The following is a 20,979-nucleotide window of genomic DNA, read 5'->3' on the forward strand; positions in this document are numbered from 1 at the left end:
AAGAATATGCATGTCCATAATATACCACTACTCACAGACCATAGCATACCCTCGTAACTCTATTGGATTGGAATTTCCAATTTCCCCAGCATTGCCAATCCACGAATCAATACAGTCGCCGCCTGTGCTCTCGTCGTAAGGCCTTGCGGCTGGTATCGATCCGCTCCGGTCCCCGTCATGATGCCGTAAATGGCCATGCTCCGCACCGCTTCCTCGTAAGCTTGCTCTACCTCGTCCATATCTCTGAAGTCATCCGGATTTACGCCCGATTCATGGCTTGCTCCGGCAAGGCTCCCGGCCGGAATAACTTTCGCCAGCATCGCCGCCATTTCTTGTCGGGCAAGCGGCTTGCCTGCTTCTCCCACGCTAATGGAAGCCGGATCAACTCCGAAAGCCCTTGCCAGCATAAGCGCAAACTCCGAGTTGGTTACGGTGCGATTGGGGGAATAATAGTCTCCTCCCACCCCATTAACCAGTCCTTTTGCAGCGCCCAGCTTAATATATGAAGCTCCCCAATGCCCGTTAATGTCCACAAAGTCGTTTTCATTCTGCACAGCCAGATAGATGCTTCCGGGAGCCGCATCGATAAAGGCGGTTATCTGATTGTCATGATGTTGCAGGACAGCCGGAGCAAACGCAAATCCATTAAAATCCAACCCATAATATACGGAGTTCGTTCCATCCTTCTGGGCATCATAGCGGAAAACGCCCCAGTAGGAGGTCTTTTGGGCTGCTTCGAGGGGCATATACAGCAGCTTGGACGACTCTGCGCTGATTTGATTTACCGTTTGCAGCACCATTCCCGTTCGACTATTTACCAAATCGATACGGTATTCCAAGGCGGAACCTAATCTTTTGCCCCCCGGAAAGACTTCCTCAAGCGCCTCCCGAATGGCGTCATCCGAAGATTTATCAACCAGCGTAAAGCGGAAGGTCAAGTCCTTTTTGCCGAGTTTGGCTTCTTCCAGAGCTTTCGGCAATTCCGGGAGAAGAGATGCCAGTCCTGCTGGAATCCTATACCCTCCAAAAGGCGCTTGAAGCTCAAGGTAGAAATCCTTGTTGATTTCCTCCAGCTCATTTAGGACAACAAAAGGAATGTTTGCATAGATGGCGCCTTGGTTTGGCTGTGCCCGAAGAGTTGCAGATGGCTTTGTCGCATCAATAGTGCTTAAAGGTATAAATTGGCCATTCAGGTCTATACCGGGAGCAGGCAGCAGGGGCGGATACCAGACCGTTCCACCGCTTGACGGAGCCTCTGCTCTCGTTACGACAATTGAATAGGTTAAGGTGTTGCCATTAGCAGCCGTCGCTATAATCGATAGTTCATTTTCTCCGACAGTCAGGGGAATTGGACCGTGCGACGCAGCGCTGTCTGCCTGACTTCCATTGATGACCAACGTTGTGTCGCTTGCGATAGCTTGTGCCGTTACCGAAATTTCGGTTATATCATGACCCACACTCGCCGAATACCGCGTCTCCCCGCTTGAAAAGACGGGATCAAGCTCTCCAGCCGACAATGTTAACGCTCCAAGCTCGGCATTTGAAGATTGCGGAGTAGCGCCAACCTGGTTGGACAATACGCTTTCTCGCGCCGGGTACACAGCTTTAACCGAAAAATAATAGGCGGTGCCGTTGGTTAGCCCCGTTACGGTGCTGAAATGCTCCGAAGCGCCAACTGTCGCAATGGATACGCCTTGGGAATCTGGCGTCTCGCTTTGGTAAAGCACATATCCTGATGCTCCATTGACAGGCTCCCATGACAATGTCGCCTCGGAATCTCCCGCTACAGGCGAATTCATGACGGGCACACTGCTAATCCGAATAACCTGGCTGCTTGAGGAAGGAACCATCCAGAGATCGGTCCCGTCGAATGTCGCCGAATAAGAGCCGCCCGGATTTCCGAAATCAATCCCTTCCATCACGCCGTTTTCAGTATCAATCCGAATCAATCGACCATCTGAGGAAGGTTTTGACCATACATACCTGCCGTCAAAGTCACCTTTATTTAATATTTCCGTGGACTTATTAAATCCCTCGGGCCAGTTTTCATACCCCGTCATTTCGCCCGTCAGCGTATCCAGCCTAACGACTTGATTTGAACTGTACGGAAGCATCCACAGGGACTGGCCGTCGTAGACGCCGCCGTTAAATTTGTATGAAGCTAGCTGAAGTCCTGGGGGCCAATCATTAAAACCTTCCATTTCACCTGTTTCGGGATTCAAACGGATCACCCTATCCGCCCGGCTTGGAATGAGCCAAATCGATTCTCCGTCATACGCACCGCCCGAAAACGAATAATTTCCATGCGTGTAGCCTGCTGGCCAATTATTGTAGCTTGTCATGTCGCCCGTGGCCGGATTCACCCGAATGACATGGCTTGTAGAAGAAGGGATGAGCCAGATGAATTCATTGTCATAGACGCCTCCGGTAAATTTGGCATTTTCAAACGTAACGCCCGCCGGCCAATCGTTATAACCGGACATCTCTCCCGTATCCGTATCCACCTTAATCAGACGGTCGGCCAGAGCAGGGATCATCCATACGGACTGTCCATCAAAAACACCCCCGCTAAACGCACCGTTGCCCTTTGTGAATCCAGTCGGCCAGCTGCTATATCCGGTCAGCTCTCCCGTAACGGTATCCGCAGCGACAACCTGATTGGTTTCCGCCGGTATCATCCAGACCTTTCCCTTTCCGTCATACACCCCCTGTGCAAACATTGAATAATACATTTGATGATTATCGGGCCAGCTGCTGTAACTGGTTGCTTCATACAACGGCCCTAACCCCGTTGTGGATGTTGTGGATGTTGTGGAACCCGCTCCGAATGCCAAGCCGAATGGGGCTATGTGCCATACAAGAAGCAGCGCGACAAGGAATGTTGATATTCGGAATTTCCGTTTTGAATCCAAAATAATCTACCTCCAGTGCGAAATCTCACATTTTTTGTCTATCTCAATCATTTTACGTTTACTATTTTTTTCATGCAATCCAAAATTTCAGCATAAATCGATATTTTCGGCGTTGAAGGCGGGGCTGCCGGAAGCAGACGGAGGCATGCTTCCACAAATTCTGGACAGCGGGCTAAACCTCATATATCGTTAAAAGGCCGGGAATTGAATAAGGAATGAATGATAGATAGGATAAAAGAGTAGGAGTGAACTGTAATGAAGTCAGAAGAAAAACGGGTGTTGGTTCCAAGAGCCGCAAAGAGTCTGCACGGAGCGTGGGCCGACGAGCAGGATGGCAACCAAATCGCCATAGATCATTATCAATGGGAAACGGAGAATGGGTATACGCCGACGGTATTGGTTTCATTGTCGTATACGGCGGAGGAGATTCAGGTGCGTTTTCGCGTGTATGAAGGGGATCCGCTTGTCCGTTTTACAGAGCAAAATGATCCCGTACACCGGGACAGCTGCGTTGAATTTTTTGTTCAGCCGATGCCGGAACTGGACGAGCGTTATCTCAATTTCGAGCTCAATGCGGCAGGCACTCTGACGCTTGGATTAGGTAAAGGTTTGGCGGACCGCGTTTATTTAACGGAGCAAGAAAGCCCGCAGCTGCACATTTCCACGGAAACGCAGCTGCGGGACGGGGATACGGATTCGCTTTACTGGACGGCCCGCTTCCGAATTCCAACGGCGTGGGTAGCGGAGCATTTTCCCGGCTTCAGGACAACTCCCGGGGTTAGCCTTCGCGGAAACTTCTACAAATGCGGGGATGAGACGCCAAGTCCCCACTATGGCAGCTGGTCACCCGTCACATCAGAGACCCCTAGTTTCCATCGCAGCATCGATTTTGGCCTGATTGTGTTAGATTAACCGCCGATACGTCACTGATTAACTCACGAAAAGCCGTAAACGCCAAATGGCAAAACGGCTTTTTTTCGCAAAATCACCCTGCTGGCCTTCAACTATCGGTCGTGCTGATGCTTTATTCGGTACGGCTTCCAATTAGTCAGTCAGCTTTTTTCTAACTTTTCTCCAAAAGCTGGAGTTGCGCTCTTGGACATGGCGTTCGTTGTTAATCAGCAAGCTATAAGCCGACCACATCGTAATGGCCCGGATGCTGGGATAAGCGCCGATCGCGATCAACACGACGCACACCGGGTAATACGGCACCAATGCGCCTCCGGAAATCCCCTTTCTCTCCAGCAAAAAAGCGACCGCACCCATCGCTACCATGGCAATACTGATGGTCAAGACGACGCGGTACCTTTTTTTCAATCGGCTCAAACGATCCGAAAGCTGCTTAACGTATCCTTGATCAAGCAATAGAGCTTCCTTCCCCAGCACATGGTAACGTTCCTCGTCTCCCATTATAACGGACGCAATAACTACAATGCCCACAGCCGCGATCAGAATAATCAGTAATGAATAGATAGCGGGTTGCCCTGTAAATATCAAATACGGCAGGGTGGCCAGAATCAATAGAACAGCGCCCAGCCCAATTCGGTTGGACAGTTTTTGCTGATAACTTAAATACCCTTCCGCCATCTCTTGGCTGACATAAAATCCAAGCTCCTCGCGCCCGCCTTTTTCTTCGGTTTCCTTTAACAAATAATCCATGGACACCTCGAAGAGGTTGCCGATCATCAGCAGCTTTTCCGTTTCGGGAAAGCCTTGCCCGTTTTCCCATTTGCTGACCGCCTGTCTGGTCGTACCCAGTTTTTCGGCCAGCATTTCTTGCGAATATCCTTTTTCTTTTCGTAGTCGTAATAGTTTGTCGCTAAATGACATAGACTTGATCTCCTTTGCAATTTGTTACCTGAATTATAGAAAAACACCCCTGCCGAATCTATGTATTTCAGGTTGCGTTTGCGCCACGCACGGTTGCAAATGCTGTTAAATCGGCATTATACAAATTCAAATCCGCACTTGTAATGGGGACATAAGTGAAATTGGACGCCGCAGAAACGGGATTTACCGAAATTTCTCTTAGCTCTTCAAGAGGTAGCGACTCCATTGGTTTTTCATAAAATTCATAAAAGGACATAATGCCTTTGAGCGAAACAACTCGGAGCCAATCCAGCGCCTCGGCCCTGCTCAAAAAGGCATTTCCTTCAATCGGCTTGAATTTTGCGGATTCATCTTTTACTGCTTTTATTGGAAGCTTATCGCTTTTTGCCAATAGATAAGGGCCGTCTGACCAATTCAGACCTAGACTTCCTGGAAGGGCGGCACCGAACAGCTTGTAAATCATTTTGAGCAGTTCGGCTTCGCTGGCATAACGATCAGGACGGAAACTATAATCGTCGTACCCATGAATGATGTTATTGTTCTCGGCCCACAAAAAGAGTTCCCGCGCCCAATGATTCCGAGTATCGCGCGGCAGCTCTGCCATTTCAATTACGAATTCGTAATCGGATTCCGATAAATAGGATAGCGATGACGCCTTCTCCACCTCTTCCGCAAACGCGATAGAGGGTACAAGCAGCATTACCGAAAGCATGCCTGCGATTATAGCCTTAACCTTTTTCTTCCAACCACAACCTCTTTCACATTTTTATAATGTCTTTAATCATTCACATCATTAAATATATATATAAATATATCATACTCATCCAAATTTAACCGTTATGAAATGGTTGGCAATCGTCATCAAATGTTCACTTATGTGCGGCATTTTTGATCTCTATAATTAACCCCATACCAAAAGTGGAAGGTTGAGAGAGAATGCCCGCAACAAAGAAAGAAAGTCTTTATTTTGGCTTAATGATGTGTTTTGGAATGGTTGTTGTGATGACGGCGTATAATTTGGCGCTGAACAATCGGCTGTGGGAGTTAACGGCAGCAGAGGGTGTAGTGGAGTTTCTGTTCGGTTTTGTCGTAGCCTTTTTACTGGATTTTTTCCTCATAGGCCCGCTTGCCAAAAAAGTGGCGTTTAAACTCCCCATAAACAAATCCAAAAAGGTGTATGTCATTTTGTCCATCTCAACCTGCATGGTTATCGGAATGGCGGCATGTATGTCATTGTACGGCCTGGCAATGTCCTATTGGAGTAATGGCCCAGGAGCGGAACATCTGTTTATTAGCTATCTGCAGACCTTCGGCAAAAACGTCATGTTTGCCCTTCCGCTGCAATTATTGATTGTAGGTCCCTTGGTTCGTTACGTATTTGTTCGTTTTATTCAAAAGAAGTCCACTTCCCGTCTCGCAGCAGCAAAGCGTATCTAACAAGCCTCCGTCTTTCTGGCAAAAAAAAGCGGCCAAGGCTTAGTCTGCCTTGGCCGCTGCATGAGCTGCTTTAAAGATGTGCGTCTAATTTACTCCACCAACTTGGCAACGATGGCCGCTACTTCCGCCCGCGTAATGAAGCCTTGCGGACGAACGGAGCCATCTCCGTAACCGGAGATAATACCCGCTTGCGTCAAGGCTGCAATTGCTTCCCTTGCCCAAGCCGAGATTGTACCTCCATCGGTAAAGACGCGTTCGCTTGCTCCATCCTCCACCGGTTTGAGCTTATCTTTAAGCCCCCGATAGAGAATCACAAACACTTCTTCGCGAGTCATCTGATTGCCCGGCTTGAACTCACCGTTCGGGAAGCCGTTCACCAAACCGGCGGAATGCAGTCCTGAAATATAAGGACCATACCAGGCATCCGAAGCTACATCCGTGAAGGAAGCCGATTCATTGGTTGGCTGCAACCCAAGCAATCGGAACGCAACGGCGGCGAATTCCGCCCTATTCATCTGACGCTCCGGCTTAAAGCTGCCATCCGGGAACCCGGTCAGCACACCGCTGGAGACCAGCTTCGAGATATTTTCTTTTGCCCAGTGGCTGCCCGTATCGACAAATGTCGTTGGCGCAGGCGTCGGACTTGGACTAGCGGACGTTGTTGGCGATGGCGTCGCGCTTGGGCCCGTTGACGATGTTGGCGACGGCGTCGGATTTGGACCACTTGTAGTCGTTGGCGCCGGTGTCGGATTTGGACTTGTCGATGTCGGCGTAGGAGTTGGTCCCGTCGATGGAGCCGGGGCTTCTTCCACCGCGACACTAAACCAGTCGCTAAAACCGCCGTCTGCTGTCGTTACGCTGATTACAGCCGTTCCTGCCTTTAATGCCGTTACCTTGCCAGCTGCGTCTACAGCAGCCACATCGCTAGCATTGCTGGACCACAGGAGTGCCTTGTTAGTGGCATCTGCCGGGGATACAACAGCGTTAAGCGTCAATTGATCGCCCACCTTCAAGCTGGCAGAGCCGCTTTCCAACTCCACTCCCGTTACCGGCACGCCTTGACCAGGCGCCGTTACGCCCGGCACTTGAGCCGACAAAGCCGCATATTGAGATGAGGTAACAGGAATGACTGTACCGTGGCGCGGATTGGAAGGCAGATTATAATTACTTGACATTATCCAGTTTCCGGAGCTCAGGTCCGTCGTTTCAAACGGCACGTATCCTTTTCTGCCAAATTCGTCGATGAACAGATACCATTTGTTCTCTGTATTGGATTTAACAACGGTTGGACCTTCTCCGCGTTCAATCTGTCCTTTTCCGATACCTTCCTTCACAAGCTCGAAATCATCGGCAAAAATGCTGCTTCCTTTTTCCTGGAAAACAAACTTGCCGGATGGCGCCTGCTGGCTGTTGTCCCGCTCATCCTTTGTAAAGCGGTACACGCTGCCATCATGCTGAACCACAGTTGTATCAATAATGGAATATCCGTAGTCCATATAAACCTGCGGTTCCGAGAAGGTATAGAAATCCCTCGTCGTTGCATACAGGATTCGTTGTTGACTGGCATCACTGTGATCCGGAGTATTGTACAGCTTGGATGCCCACAGGACAACATATTGGCCGTTGACATCGTCATACACAATCTCCGGAGCCCAGGTATTGCCTGCATTTTCCGGCGCTACCTCGACCATGCGCTGCTGAGACCAGTTTACCAGATCGGTCGATTCCCACACCATGATGGAGCGGCTGCCGGAGCGTTGAGCACGATTCCAGTCATTATTGCCGTAAATTTTCAGGTCGGTCGCGATCAAGTAAAACTTGTCGCCTTCAGGCGAGGCGATAATGGAAGGATCGCGCAGACCCTTTTCGCCCAATACAGAGGTTAACACAGGCTGGCTGTTGTTTAATTCGCGCCAATCCAATGCCGTGTTCCCATTGCTGAGCGCCATATAGATTTGCTCGCCGCTTGCGCTGCTTTCACCCTTGAAGTAGCTGAACAGATATCCCGCCAGCTCTTCCTGTTGCGGAAGCTCGCGAACGACGGCGGCAAACGCCTTCGTCAAGGAAACGGACCCTTTGGTGATCGTTGCCGTCAAAGCAACGCTTTGATCCCCGCTTCCATGCGTTGGCCGGCTCACTTCTCCCGTAGAGGTTACGATAGAGCCGTCACCTGTCGCCCATGATATAACGGCGCCATGTTCGCCTTTCGTCGGCAGCGTCAGATTGCCTCTCACATCACCGATGTTGTGCACCTTCAATGCCGCGGCATCCCATTCTGCCAGCTGACGGTCATTTTCCATCGGCAGCACGGTAAATGTAAAGCTTTTGCTCGCCTGATGCGTGCCATCGGATACTTCCGCCGTCAATGTAACGATTGCGGGAGGTCCGCCATACGCAGGTCGGTTAACCGCCCCGTTTACGCTAATAACAGCTGGATCCGAGGAGGTCCAGGCAACCGTCAGGCCTTGCCCCGCAGTTGCCGGCAACGTCAGATTTCCACGCACCTCATCCTTGGATTGGTTGGACCCAAGCAATGCGGATACTTGAAGCTTCTCCGCCGCTTCCGATACAAAAAGTCCTTCCAGTGCGGTCAGCTTGGTTGAAAACCCGCTGTACAAAGCCTCTACTTCGGCTGCGTTCAGCGCGCCGTCATAGATTTGGAAATCGGCGATCATCCCGCCAAAATAAGGGTCTGCGCTATAAAATGACTTGCCAATATAGCCGCTTGGCCCTGTCGCGCGTTTGATCTGCTCCAGCGTAAAACCGCCCGTCGAGCCGGTTCCGGCCGGCTGGCCGTCAATGTACAAGGCAAGCTTTCCTTCCTGCCCTTGCACTACCACCGTCACCAGCTTCCATGTGTTGGTCGGCAGCACCGAGGAAGCAATCGCGCTTTGCTCATTCATCCAGCCGTTGGTTGCTATACCGGCGCGAGTCCCGCTGGTTGCATTGTTGTTATTGTTGTATTTTGGCGTCAAGTAGAGATAATGGGTATTGCTTTGCCCCAGAGCAAACACCCACTCCGCCGGACGAGCGCTGTTCCAGCTTACGAGCGAGGATACCGTTACATCCTGCAAGCCGTCGAGAACGCCTTGCGGAATTTCGATATAGGAATCGCTTGCGCCTCCCGCAAATTCCGCCACCCCATTGCCTGCGGCTTCGATGTGGCGAGCTTTGTTTTTGTTCTTCCAGGAGCCGTCAAAATCGCCCGCTTGGTCTACTACAGTGTTGTCTTCCACTTTGCCGAAATCATAATGCAGCTTCAGCTCGGGGGTTTCACGCGGCGGCACAACAACCGTCCCGTCAGATTCGGCAATCATAATCCAGCTGATCTGCGGATCTGCGTTGCCGCTTGCCGCGCGACGCACGGTCAGCTCCAGCTTCCCGTCGGATACCGTTACATTATTGTATCCCAACACGTCTCGCGCAGAGGTGAATACATAACCCGACGTTACAACGTTCCCGTTCAGCACAATGTTGGCCTTCCGGTTGCCATTGGAATATTGAGCCCAAGGATCGTACAAGCCGACATAAACGTCATACTTGCCATCCTCCACATCAAAGCGATAAGTCAGATCATCGCCTCTACTGCTCAACAGGTAGCGAAGCGAACTGAACAAGTCGCCGCTGTCCGTGCCATTTGAATTGGTATTTCCTCCTACATGACCCCATGTGGGAGCAGCGGCCGCATTATAGGCCTGATCGATTACGCTTCCGTTCAGGACGTTTTCCGTCCCCATCAGCTCGATCATTTCTCTATAATCCGCCGTATTGGCGCCGCCCGCATGAACAAAATAAGCCTTGCCTTCCGGAATGACATAAAGCGTATGCTGAATCTTTTTGTTATTAAATTGAGGCAACGTTCCTGTAAGAATGGCTGGCCCCGGCTTGGCAAAGGTTGCCGCCGTGGATGTCCACGTCACAGGCGTTGTTACTTCCGTGCCGTCGCCTTGCTCCACCACGAGATTTTGCGGAAGCTGCGGCAACATCCCGACCGTTGTGCTCTCCGGAAGCGCCGTTTTGACCTCTACCCGGCCCATGCCGTTTAATTCCTCCAGCGTCCATTCATCGTGCCAGCGCAGCACGATTTCGTCGCCTTGCCCGAACTCAATGGGCAGCCAAACGTAACGGGAGTTTTTCAGATCATTTTTGTTCCAGCGGTCGCCCATATAAATGAACTTGCCGTTGGCAGCATCCACGGGGATAACATGGGTGCTCTGCGACCCAAAAGTCGTGGAGCTTCCCGGCGCTACATCGCGCATCGGTCTCCACGGACCCATCAGATCCTCGGCTACTGTATATTTCCCGACGTTGGGATCCCAGCCCGTTGCTCCTGAAGTAATCATGTAATAGAGTCCCTGATATTTGAACAACGCAGGCGCTTCACGTTGGGCAAGCGGGAATACGCGCACATAGTCCTCGCCGTATACGGCCTTGTATTCCGTATCCCGCTCCACGTTGCCATCCTTATGCCAGCCCACAACATCCGTATAATCCTCGTTCAGCCTGGAGATATACATCGTCAAATTTTCTTCGCTGGAATACACCAGATAAGCCGTGCCATCATCATCCTTGAACAGCGTCATGTCGCGGGCCATGCCCGGCTGATCCGGCTGTCCGTTGTCTGTGGCTCCCGCAGGCGCACGGTCCATCCGCTCGCTTTTGCCATATACAAACGGTCCTGTCGGGGAATCGCTGATTGCGTAACCCGCCTCCGCCTTGGCATAGTTGGCCGTGGAGGTGGCCGAAGGCCCGTCGGTATGCATCCACATGACGTAATTGTCGTTTTTATCATTGTAAATGACTTTTGGTCTTTCAATAATCCGGTCAATGCCGATATCGTTAAGTATGTCGGCTTTGTCCTGGCGTCCGGCGTACAGAGACGAGATCAGCGGATCATTGGTGAATGCATCCATATCCTTGATCGCGGTCAAAGCCAAACCTTCATCCTGCCAGTTGTACAAGTCGGTTGAAGAGTAAACGCGCACGCCCCTTGCAGGCAAGTAGCCGTGGGTTTTATCCTCGCCATACCAATAAAATTTTTCTGTTTTTTCATCATAGATCACGCCGGCGCCATGAGCTTGAATCAAGGCCCCGTTCGTGTCGTTCCAAACAGCGCCCGGTTTAAAGGACGTATACACTTCCTTGGCAGCCAAACCTGCGATTCCAGCGCCAAGATCTGCAATAGCAGCCCGTATTTTCTCCTGATTATCCGGGCTTGCGTAGTCTTGTCCTTGCTCCGCCAGCTGATTCAACAGCGTGTTTGCAGAGGCAATGGATTCATTCAGTATGCCAACGCTGTAAGGAGAGAAATCACCGCCGTTTATGGCAGCTTCGGCTTCCGTTACTTTCTCCTGCAGGTCAGAAACCGGCACGATAACCGACTTCCGAATGATCAGGTAGTTGACCAGAGGATCATTATATTGACTCAAAGTCCCCGTCGCCGGTCCTTGTACCCGCAAATCCAGCATGCCGTCGCTCACCGCGATTTTGCGATAGGTAACCTCCTTAAAAGCCCCATCAGCTCCAATGGCCAAATCGCCCCCGGATACGTTAGAGCCTTCAAGCAGCAGGTTTACGCTGCGGGCGCTCCACGGGTTTTGAAAACCAAAGGTTACATCGTAATCGCCGGCAGGCAGCTCAAACCGGTATTCCAGCGCTTTGTCTCTGACTTGAGAGCCGCTGTAATATCTCAGACTGCCTTCCTTGGTGGCTGCTCCTGCGCCGGCTGTACCGGTAGTTGTCGTCACGAGCCCCCACTGCTTGCCCGTAACGGGGTCAGGGCCATATACCTGCTCCGTCACCGAGGCGTACAGACCAAACTTATCATTGCCTTCAACTGTAGCAGGCGTCGAATCGCCCGCATTTACGAAATACAAAATATAGTCGTTAGCCTTCAATTCCTGCTCCGTCCAGTTCGAGACAGACGCGCTGTCGCCTCCATCTGCAAAGGCTGGACCAAACGGCGTCCACAACGTCGCAAGCAGCATGCAGCTTAACGCCAACGAGATCCATTTTTTGTTTTTCAGCAATGTATTGCCTCCTTTTGCAAAAATGATCGCCCTTGTCTTGTATGCGCTTCCATGTTGGATTTCGGAACGTCACAACGAATGATAACGAATCCTTTTTCCTCTCGCAACTGAAGAATATCAACGTGACTGAACTGAATCAAACCGGGGATTTTTTGGACAAAAACGCAAGAAACTTCACTTTAGCTGAATTTGTTCATAGTACATTCAGCGTAGACAAGGGCTTTTGGCTTAACAGTGAACAGCGCCGATATCCCGAGTGAACAAAGTGGCAAGGCATGTGAACAACGGGCTAAAGCGTGTGAACAACACGACGTCACCTAGTGAACACGGAAACTTTCCGTAGTGAACTTGCGACTTTCTATTTTGAACAAAGTAGCTTTTTATTTTGAACAATGTGGCTTTTTGTTTTGACATGACCGTTTTGCAATGGACAAGCTGCTTTCTGTTCCGACATGGCCGTTTTGCAATGGACAAGCTGCTTTCTGTTCCGACATGGCCGTTTTGCAATGGACAAGCTGCTTTCTGTTCCGACATGGCTGCTTGTCGTAGGAATCAATATTCTGCAGCATAAAAAACCTCAATTCCTGGAATGTTCATGAGGAACATTTTCCCAGAAATTGAGGTTGAATTTCAAGCGATTCACTTCAAGTTCAAGTTGATCAACTTGCGTTTAGGTTAATCAGTTTACTTTCAAACGAATTACGTTCCACGATGCTTTGGACAAGCGAGCTGTTACGCGGGAGCCGTCCACTGTCGTTTTGCCGCCTTCGTGTGGCACGACGTTATTTGGCGCTGTTTTGGAATTGAAGGCTTTTAGATCATCATGCTCCAGCACGATATGGCGGTCAAGGCTTACATTGCCGAAGCTGCGCACATCAATGTCCAGCTCCATTGCTTCGCTCAGGTGGCGATTGACGGCAAAAATGGTCACATAGCCGTTTTCTTCATCATGTACCGCCGTCGACTCCAGATAAGGGACATCTGTAAAGTCCTTGGCATCGTATTTCGGCGAGTTGACGATGGATTGAATCACGTTGCCTCTGCCGAAGTTGGACGCATGCAGGAACGGATAATAAGTGGTTTGCAGCCACAGGGAACCATCATTCTCCGTCATGATTGGTGCGATAACGTTGATGAGCTGTGCCAGACATGCCATTTTGACACGGTCCGCATGCTTCAGGATCGTAATCAGGTAGCAGCCGACAGCCAGAGCGTCCTCATGGTTGTACACATCCTCAAATTCAGGCGGCGCGATGCCCCAACGCTCTTCCATGCGGCTCGTTCCGATCGTTTTCCATACATTCCACTCGTCCAGGGAAAGCATCAGCTTTTTCTTGCTGCGCTTCTTGGCTTGTGTCGCATCACAGATGGAAGCCACGCTGCCGATAAAATGGTCCAGATTCAGAGACGACGCCAGGAAGTTTCCTGCATCGTTGTTATTGTTGTTGTAGTAGGTATGCAGTGACAGGTAATCCACCTGATCGTAGCACAGATCAAGCACAGTGGATTCCCAATATGCAAAGGTGTCCATGCCGCTGCTGGAGCTGCCGCATGCTACAAGCTCGATTGTGGGGTCAACCCACCTCATCACCTTGGCCGTTTCATTTGCTAGACGTCCGTACTCAACTGCCGTTTTGGCGCCGATCTGCCAAGGCCCGTCCATCTCGTTGCCCAAACACCACGTTTTGAAGCGATGCGGCTCCTTGTAGCCGTGGGAAATACGCAGGTCGCTGTAGTAAGAGCCGGATGGATGGTTGCAATATTCCACCAGGTTGCGCGCTTCGTCGATGCCTCGAGTACCCAGGTTAACCGCCATCATCACTTCGGTGCCAACCAGCTTGGCCCAATCCGCAAATTCGTTTGTGCCTACTTCGTTGGTTTCGGTCGTCCACCAAGCCAGCTCCAGCAAACGTCTGCGCTGCTCCTTGGGACCAACGCCGTCCTCCCAGTTGTAACCGGATACGAAGTTTCCGCCGGGATAACGGATAATCGGCACGTTCAGCGCTTTGATTGCTTCAATAGCATCCTGCCGAAAGCCGTTGGCGTCAGCCGTAGGATGTCCCGGTTCATAAATGCCGCCGTACACAGCGCGGCCCAAATGCTCGATAAACGAGCCGTAAATCCGCTTGTCTACGGATGAAATAACATAGTTCTTATCAATTAACATGGTCGATTTGACAGTCATCGCTTCAGCCTCTTTTCTTTTTCTTTGAATTCGGTAAAAGCAAAATCCTGATATTGATAACTTCACTCTATTTGTATCATAATAGGGATACCTAAACAACACGAATTGCTTAGGATTCGGTAAATAACTAATTCAACTCAGAAAACCAATTTAGTTTTGATTGCTAACTCAACATTGATTCCATTACACCTTGAATTCAATTTCAGCACCAGCACGGATTCAATTTCAGCATGGATGCAATTCAGCACGGATGCAATTCAGCACGGATGCAATTCAGCACGGATTCAACTTCAGCATGGATGCAATTCAGCACGGATGCAATTTCAGCATGGATGCAATTCTAGTTCAATGTTGCTGCAACGCTCATTCAGTACCCATGCAACACTGATTAACTTGCTCATTACTTTGTAGTTACGCTTGGCAAATGAGTCTCAAACGGCTAACGGCCATCGATGTCCAATAGATTTCGTCCTACGCAGCTCCCCCAAACCGCTAGCGGTCACGGATGACCGTTAGCGCTCAAAAAAGCAGGGTTTTTGATTTCTAACGGAAGTAAATGACCGTTAGAAGCTCAAACAACCAATATTGGGGCCAAAAAACCTCTCTAACGGACATCGGCGGCCGTTACAATTTGGATTTACTTAAAAAGTAGGCGCTAATGGACATGGATGACCATTAAAATTCATCCGAAGTAGCTACGCTTGGCAAATGAGCCTCAAACGGCGAGCGGTCATTGATGTGCATTAGAGTTCTTCCGAAGAGTTCTTCCGAAGAGTTCTTCTAATGTAAACCCAAACGGTTAACGGCTATTGATGAACGTTTGCGCCAAGCGGACAATGGATGTCCATTAGAGTTCATACTAACTGCAAAGTCACTTTGATTGCGCCTAAACCTACAATCCATACGAAGGAGATCATTATGTATCTGACAACAAACTCGGAATCGCTGGCCGTCTATGAAGCGCTGGCTAGCGAAATCCGCCTCAAAATTATCGATCTGCTTTACATGAAAGAAATGCACATTAAGGAGTTGGCGACTGAGCTCTACCTCAGCAACGCGGTTGTCAGCAGCCACGTCAGCAAGCTGGAGAAGGCAGGCATCGTGGGCAGCGCCATGAGGCGTATCAATGGCGGCACCTATAAATTCTGCTTCGTTACGACCGAATTTATGCAAATCAAGCTTTCTCCGCCGGCAAAAGAAATCAATGTCAAAGAGCTGTCCATCCCGGTCGGCCACTACTCCGAGCTTGAGGCGTCGCCGACTTGCGGACTTGCTACAACGGAACGATTGATTGGACATTACGACGATCCCGTCACCTTCCTTGATCCCGAACGGGTCCATGCAGGCATTTTGTGGTTTGCTCGGGGTTATGTTGAATACCGCATTCCTAATTACCTGCTAGGCGATCAAACGGTGAAGGAACTGGAAATATCCATGGAAATTGGCTCGGAAGCTCCTCAAGTCAATGAGCATTGGCCGTCGGATATTTCTTTCTCTCTGGACGGCAGACCTGTCGGCATTTGGACCAGCCCGGGCGACTTCGGCGAGCAGCGCGGCAGGTTAACTCCACTATGGTGGAAATCCGACGTCAATCAATATGGAATGCTGAAGGTTCTGCGTCTGAACAAACACGGCACCTTTATCGACGGCATGAAAATATCGGAGGTTACTGTAAACATGCTGGATGCCGGAGCCCCCTATTGGACGCTGCGCATCAGTGCAGAGGATTTAAAAAAAGGGCGTGGCGGCTTAACGCTATACGGACGAGGTTTCGGCAACTACGAGCAGGATCTGCTGATCCGGATGCGGTACATCGAACGAAGCTAAAGACTTAACCGGATGAGCACGCCAACCAAAGCTAAGTAATTGGTCTAATGCGGCACGCCAACCAAAGCTAAGTGATTGGTCTAATGCGGCACGCCAACCAAAGCTAAGTGATTGGTCTAATGCGGCACGCCAACCAAAGCTAAGTAATTGGTCTAATGCGGTACGCCAACCAAAGCTAAGTAATTGGTCTAATGCGGTACGCCGAACGAAGTTAAGCACTTGTTCGGATACGTTACGCAACCAAAGCTAAGTGATTGGTCTAATGCGGTACGCCGAACGAAGTTAAGCACTTGTTCGGATACGTTACGCGACCGAAGCTAAGCACCTGACCGGATGCGGTGCGCCAAGCGAAGCTAAGCACCTGACCGGATGCGGTGCGCCAAGCGAAGCACAGTGCTTTGCCTGATGCTTCACTCCAAGCTAAACTAAGCCGCTTCCAAGCACAAGTGTGACGGTCGTTCTTTTTTCTTCAGCGCTAAAGTGTTACACTCTAACCTATGCAAGTTGAACGAAAGAACTGTACAAGATATGTAATAGCCATGCTTGTTCGATCAAACAGTTAGCGGAAGGATTCAGTGATTTTTTGACTCATTGCATAAACGCCATACGCCATTTTTCGTTCAACTTATAGAGATTAGGAGGAGTTAAACATATGCCAGCAACTGCAGATTTGGAAAAATACGCGGATTTAGTCGTGAGGACGGCGGTTAATATCCAGCCGGGACAAGAGCTTTGGGTCAATGCCCCCATTCATATTCCGGAGCTTGTCCGCCTGATCGTAAAACGCGCTTACGAGGTAGGAGCAAAACACGTCCATGTAGAATGGCGCGACGAGGAAGTAACCAAATTGATGTACAATCTGGCGCCCGACGAAGCATTCCAGGAATACCCTTCCTGGCGCGTACAGGGCATGAACGAAATCGCGGAGCGCGGCGGCGCCTACCTGTTGATCAAATCCGACGATCCCGAGCTGCTCAAAGGCGTCGATCCAAAACGCATCGCGGATTATTCCCGCATTTCCTCGGCAGCACTCGTTAATTGGCGGAAATATACGTCTTCCAAAAGAGTTTCCTGGTCCATCGTTGCAGCGCCATCGGACAACTGGGCCAAGCTGGTTTTCCCGGAGCTGGAGACAGCAGACGCCGTCGAAGCCCTGTGGGAAGCCATTTTCAAAGCGGTTCGCGTCAAACTGGATGACCCTGTCGCGGCTTGGGAGGAGCACAACAACACACTGCTCGCCAAACGCGCTTATCTGAATGCCAAGCAATACACGAAGCTTCATTATCGCGCTCCGGGTACGGATCTTGTTATTGGACTTCCCAAAAATCACAATTGGAACGGCGGCATTTCCAAAAATGAGCGCGGCGGCACGTTTAACCCCAATATTCCGACGGAGGAAGTTTACACTGCCCCGCATAAGGACGGCACAAACGGCGTTGTGAGCAGCACTAAACCGCTCAGCTACCAGGGCAACCTGATTGAAAACTTCAGCCTCACTTTCGAAAACGGCCGGGTTGTGGATTTCAAAGCCGAAAAAGGCTACGACTCCCTGAAGGAAATGATCGATCTGGACGGCACGTCCCGTTATCTCGGGGAAGCCGCGCTTGTTCCGCATCGTTCCCCGATTTCGGATGCCAACATCATTTTCTTCAATACGTTGTTTGATGAAAATGCATCCAATCACTTGGCTCTGGGCAATGCGTACCCAACCTGCGTGGAAGGCGGCGCGGCCATGTCCAAAGAAGAGCTGGAGCAGGCCGGATTAAACCAAAGCTTCCTGCATGTCGACTTCATGATCGGCTCAGCCGAAATGGATATCGACGGAATTACCGAAGACGGCCAAGTCGAGCCGGTATTCCGCAAAGGCAACTGGGCGTTCTAGAGCTGCCGGGCACAGCCCCGCTACATGACTGCCTATAAACGGGCAAGAATGGGAAAAATAACAACACAAGGGCCTTCCGCAACCACTTATTCGTGGGTGCAGAAGGCTCTTTTTGCGCGCCATGGGGATATGCCTGTCAAGCATGAGTTTGCTGACCACCACTGGGCGGCGGATTTTCATGATTCAAGGGCTACCCTCAACCACCTGTGCATTTTGTCACCCAAAATGTAATTCGCATTACAGAACGTTCACCCTTTTGACGATATAATGAATGTTATATTACCGATGCGAAAGTTGGGGCCGATAAACATGCAGAGAAAAAAGACACAAAAGAAAAAGATTCTATCCACTATGGGATTGACGATGCTTGGCGTTGTGATCGGAACCGGGATTATGATGAACGATCAAGCCTATACCGCTGTAAAAGGGGTTTTCAACGACGGAGGCACAAAAAACACGGTTGGCACCTCGGCTGCTTTCGGCAGCTCAGCTTCGATCGATATCGAATCCGCAATGCTTGCGGTGCAGCAGCAGCGCGCCCAGCTTTTGGAGCAACAGGTGCAATCCCAACTGGAAGTCATTCAAAAACGAAATGAGCTCATTTCGCAACAGAATCTTCTCCTGGGCAAAGTAAATAACTCCTTGATAAACCCTGTCGATAAAAAGTTTATTTTGGACGAAGCTACCCAAAATGAACTACAGGCAAATGGAGTTCAATTCGAAAGAAAAAGCGCATTTGACCAAAACGATATGTACGTAATTATCGAAAGGCTTAAATCTATTATCGATTCCAACAATAGCGCTCAGCAAATGGACATGCTGCGCCTACAAAGCTTGGCCAACAAAAGAACGGAATCCACTGAACTGCTGAACAACACCATCAAAAAAATGCAGGATTCCAGGAGCTCAATCATCGGCAATATGCGTTAGTTTTTTCTCTCTAAACAACGAAATTCTGTTATAATCAGGCTGACTATCTGTGGCAAAATAGCGCGGAATTTGTCTATCGGGCAAATTCCGTTTTTTTATGGAGAGATGATTATGGCGGATATCGTATCCTTTTTGAGAAGCAATCCATTGCTCCGCGGCGTGCCCTTGCCTGAGCTGGAAAACGTCGCTGCCGCAATGGAGGTTTTACACTTGCAGGATGGTGAGGTTTTCATCACCGAGGGAGAGTTCGGCGACTGCTGCTACTTTATTATGAGCGGCGAAGCCGTCGTTTCTTCGCGCAATCTGATTGGTCGCCCCGTTCTTCTTGGCGTCCTCGGAGAAGGCGCGCTGGTTGGCGAAATCGCTTTATTATTGAAGGAGAAGCGCACGGCAGACATTAAAGCACTTGGCGAGCTCACCGTTCTGAGGCTGGGCTCCGCTCCATTTTATCATCTGGCGAAAACAAGTCCTCTTTTTCATGAGAGCTTAGTATTTACGGCTCGTATTCGTCAGGTGCATGGACTGCTGCGCAAGGCCACCATGTGGTCATCGATAGCGGACGCGGAGCTGCGCGGCTTGGCCGAAGTAACCGCTAGGCGGCAAGTCGCCAAAGGCGAAATCATCCTGACGGAGGGCAGACCGGCACAGGAGCTTTACATGATCGCGCGGGGCAAATTTCAAGTTATGGTTGCCGGACGCAAAGGGGCGGCTTTGGGAAGCGGAGACTGTTTCGGGGAGGGAGACCTTCTGCTGAATGAAGCCTGCAGCGGCACGGTGACGGCATTGGAAGACGGAGAGCTTCTGCTTATGGGAAGGGATGAATTCCACTATATTCTGCAGCAATACGAACAGGTCCAACGGCAATTCCAGGAGCTCGTCACCATCCGACATCGGGATGCCGCTTTGCGCGCCAAACTTCAATATGCCGCGAAAACTCCCGATTCCCCGGAGATGCCAAATGTCGAAAAAAGCGACCGCTGGATCAATGTGTTGTTTGTGCTAGGCGGGTTGTTTATTGCTACGACGATTCTTGCTATATGGCTCAAGCATCCGGTTTGGACCTTTGCCTCGCTGCTCCTTGGCAGCGTCACGGGTCCCGTTGCCTTCGTCTCGTACATACGGAGTTCGCAATTGCTTGGTTACCGGATTTCTGCGTTGGCGCAAGTGTTTGTTTTGTCGGCAATTACCACTGTGCCGGCCGCATGGCTTATTGAGCGGCAGCTTTTATTTAATAGCAACGCCTGGATGGCCCATTCCGGACCTGTCGTGGAGCCAATCGCCGTCAGCATTATCGAGGAAGGCTTAAAGCTGCTGTTGTGCATCCTGATTCTCCGCAGCGGGAAACATCGGTTTCTGATGGATGCCGTTGTATTCGGCGCTGCTGTAGGGATGGGCTTTGCCGCTGCGGAAAGCCTGTGGTACGGATGGAATTACCTGCAGCAAGGCACGGCTTCCGACATGCTCGCCGTCATGTGGGTACGCGCCTTGTTATCTCCTTTTGGCCATGGAACCTGGACGGCCATAGCTACCGCCGGTTTGTGGTACGGGCTTAAAAATAAAAGCAGCCTATCACGGCAGACGGTTAGCCGAAACGCCCTTGCCATGCTGCTTTTGCTGGCGTCCAGCCTGTTGCTGCATGCCTTATGGAACAACGGCTTTATGGAGGGAGTCCTTCGTATTCCAGGCATGCTTGTGATTGGGGCTGCCGGCTTGTTTATCCTCTTCCGGCTTTTGAACAAAGGCATGCGGGATGAGATTACCGCACTGAATACGTTAAATCCATCGTTGGATGCGCAGCATCCTGAGCAAGCGGCCCTCCTGGAAAAGCTGGAGGCTTCCGCTTCGTCCCAATCCGCGCTGAAATGCGAGGGCTGCGGAACGCTTTCGCCCAACCAACTGAGCTATTGCGCCAGATGCGGACAAGCGCTGCGTTCCAGCTCATGATCT

The 20,979-nt window shown here is 50.5% G+C and carries 11 protein-coding genes; 6 read left to right on the top strand and 5 right to left on the bottom strand.

The annotated features are described in order from the left end of the window. Positions 1 to 59: 59 nt before the first annotated feature. Positions 60 to 2,912 carry a cadherin-like beta sandwich domain-containing protein gene (locus ACX93W_RS15470; protein ID WP_459393277.1) on the bottom strand — a complete coding sequence of 951 codons (2,853 nt, stop codon included), beginning with the start codon at positions 2,910 to 2,912 and terminating at the stop codon, positions 60 to 62. Positions 2,913 to 3,167: 255 nt separating this feature from the next. On the opposite strand from ACX93W_RS15470, the gene ACX93W_RS15475 reads away from it, so the two are divergent. Continuing rightward, the gene (locus tag ACX93W_RS15475; RefSeq protein ID WP_459393278.1) at positions 3,168 to 3,824 is read left to right on the top strand and encodes a carbohydrate-binding family 9-like protein; all 657 of its coding nucleotides are present in this window, start codon (positions 3,168 to 3,170) and stop codon (positions 3,822 to 3,824) included. Positions 3,825 to 3,956: 132 nt separating this feature from the next. Here ACX93W_RS15475 and ACX93W_RS15480 read toward each other — a convergent pair whose 3' ends face one another. Together ACX93W_RS15480 and ACX93W_RS15485 are read right to left on the bottom strand one after the other, a co-directional pair. Beyond that, on the bottom strand, positions 3,957 to 4,742 hold the full coding sequence (locus ACX93W_RS15480) for a helix-turn-helix domain-containing protein (RefSeq protein ID WP_459393279.1): 786 nt from the start codon (positions 4,740 to 4,742) through the stop codon (positions 3,957 to 3,959). 67 nt (positions 4,743 to 4,809) lie between these two features. Continuing rightward, on the bottom strand, positions 4,810 to 5,442 hold the full coding sequence (locus tag ACX93W_RS15485) for an S-layer homology domain-containing protein (RefSeq protein ID WP_459393280.1): 633 nt from the start codon (positions 5,440 to 5,442) through the stop codon (positions 4,810 to 4,812). Between the two features lie 236 nt (positions 5,443 to 5,678). Here ACX93W_RS15485 and ACX93W_RS15490 point away from each other — a divergent pair, with 236 nt between their 5' ends. After that, positions 5,679 to 6,179, top strand: coding sequence for a DUF2798 domain-containing protein (locus ACX93W_RS15490; RefSeq protein ID WP_459393281.1), 501 nt, complete (start codon positions 5,679 to 5,681; stop codon positions 6,177 to 6,179). Between the two features lie 89 nt (positions 6,180 to 6,268). On the opposite strand, the gene ACX93W_RS15495 is transcribed toward ACX93W_RS15490, so the two are convergent. Then, on the bottom strand, positions 6,269 to 12,208 hold the full coding sequence (locus tag ACX93W_RS15495; RefSeq protein WP_459393282.1) for an S-layer homology domain-containing protein: 5,940 nt from the start codon (positions 12,206 to 12,208) through the stop codon (positions 6,269 to 6,271). A 679-nt stretch (positions 12,209 to 12,887) separates the two neighbouring features. Then, positions 12,888 to 14,393 carry an arabinosylfuranosidase ArfA gene (arfA, locus tag ACX93W_RS15500; protein WP_459393283.1) on the bottom strand — a complete coding sequence of 502 codons (1,506 nt, stop codon included), beginning with the start codon at positions 14,391 to 14,393 and terminating at the stop codon, positions 12,888 to 12,890. A 918-nt stretch (positions 14,394 to 15,311) separates the two neighbouring features. Here arfA and ACX93W_RS15505 point away from each other — a divergent pair. The 4 genes from ACX93W_RS15505 to ACX93W_RS15520 all read left to right on the top strand — a co-directional run bounded on the left by ACX93W_RS15505 (position 15,312) and on the right by ACX93W_RS15520 (position 20,976). Further along, positions 15,312 to 16,220, top strand: coding sequence for an ArsR/SmtB family transcription factor (locus ACX93W_RS15505; RefSeq protein ID WP_459393284.1), 909 nt, complete (start codon positions 15,312 to 15,314; stop codon positions 16,218 to 16,220). Positions 16,221 to 16,872: 652 nt separating this feature from the next. Beyond that, positions 16,873 to 18,102, top strand: a complete 1,230-nt coding sequence (locus ACX93W_RS15510; protein ID WP_459393285.1) for an aminopeptidase — start codon at positions 16,873 to 16,875, stop codon at positions 18,100 to 18,102. Between the two features lie 309 nt (positions 18,103 to 18,411). Beyond that, complete coding sequence (locus tag ACX93W_RS15515; protein ID WP_459393286.1) at positions 18,412 to 19,032, top strand: hypothetical protein; 621 nt, start codon at positions 18,412 to 18,414, stop codon at positions 19,030 to 19,032. Between the two features lie 111 nt (positions 19,033 to 19,143). Further along, positions 19,144 to 20,976, top strand: a complete 1,833-nt coding sequence (locus tag ACX93W_RS15520; RefSeq protein WP_459393287.1) for a cyclic nucleotide-binding domain-containing protein — start codon at positions 19,144 to 19,146, stop codon at positions 20,974 to 20,976. Positions 20,977 to 20,979 lie beyond the last annotated feature (3 nt).

Source organism: Paenibacillus sp. CAU 1782 (assembly GCF_054551715.1).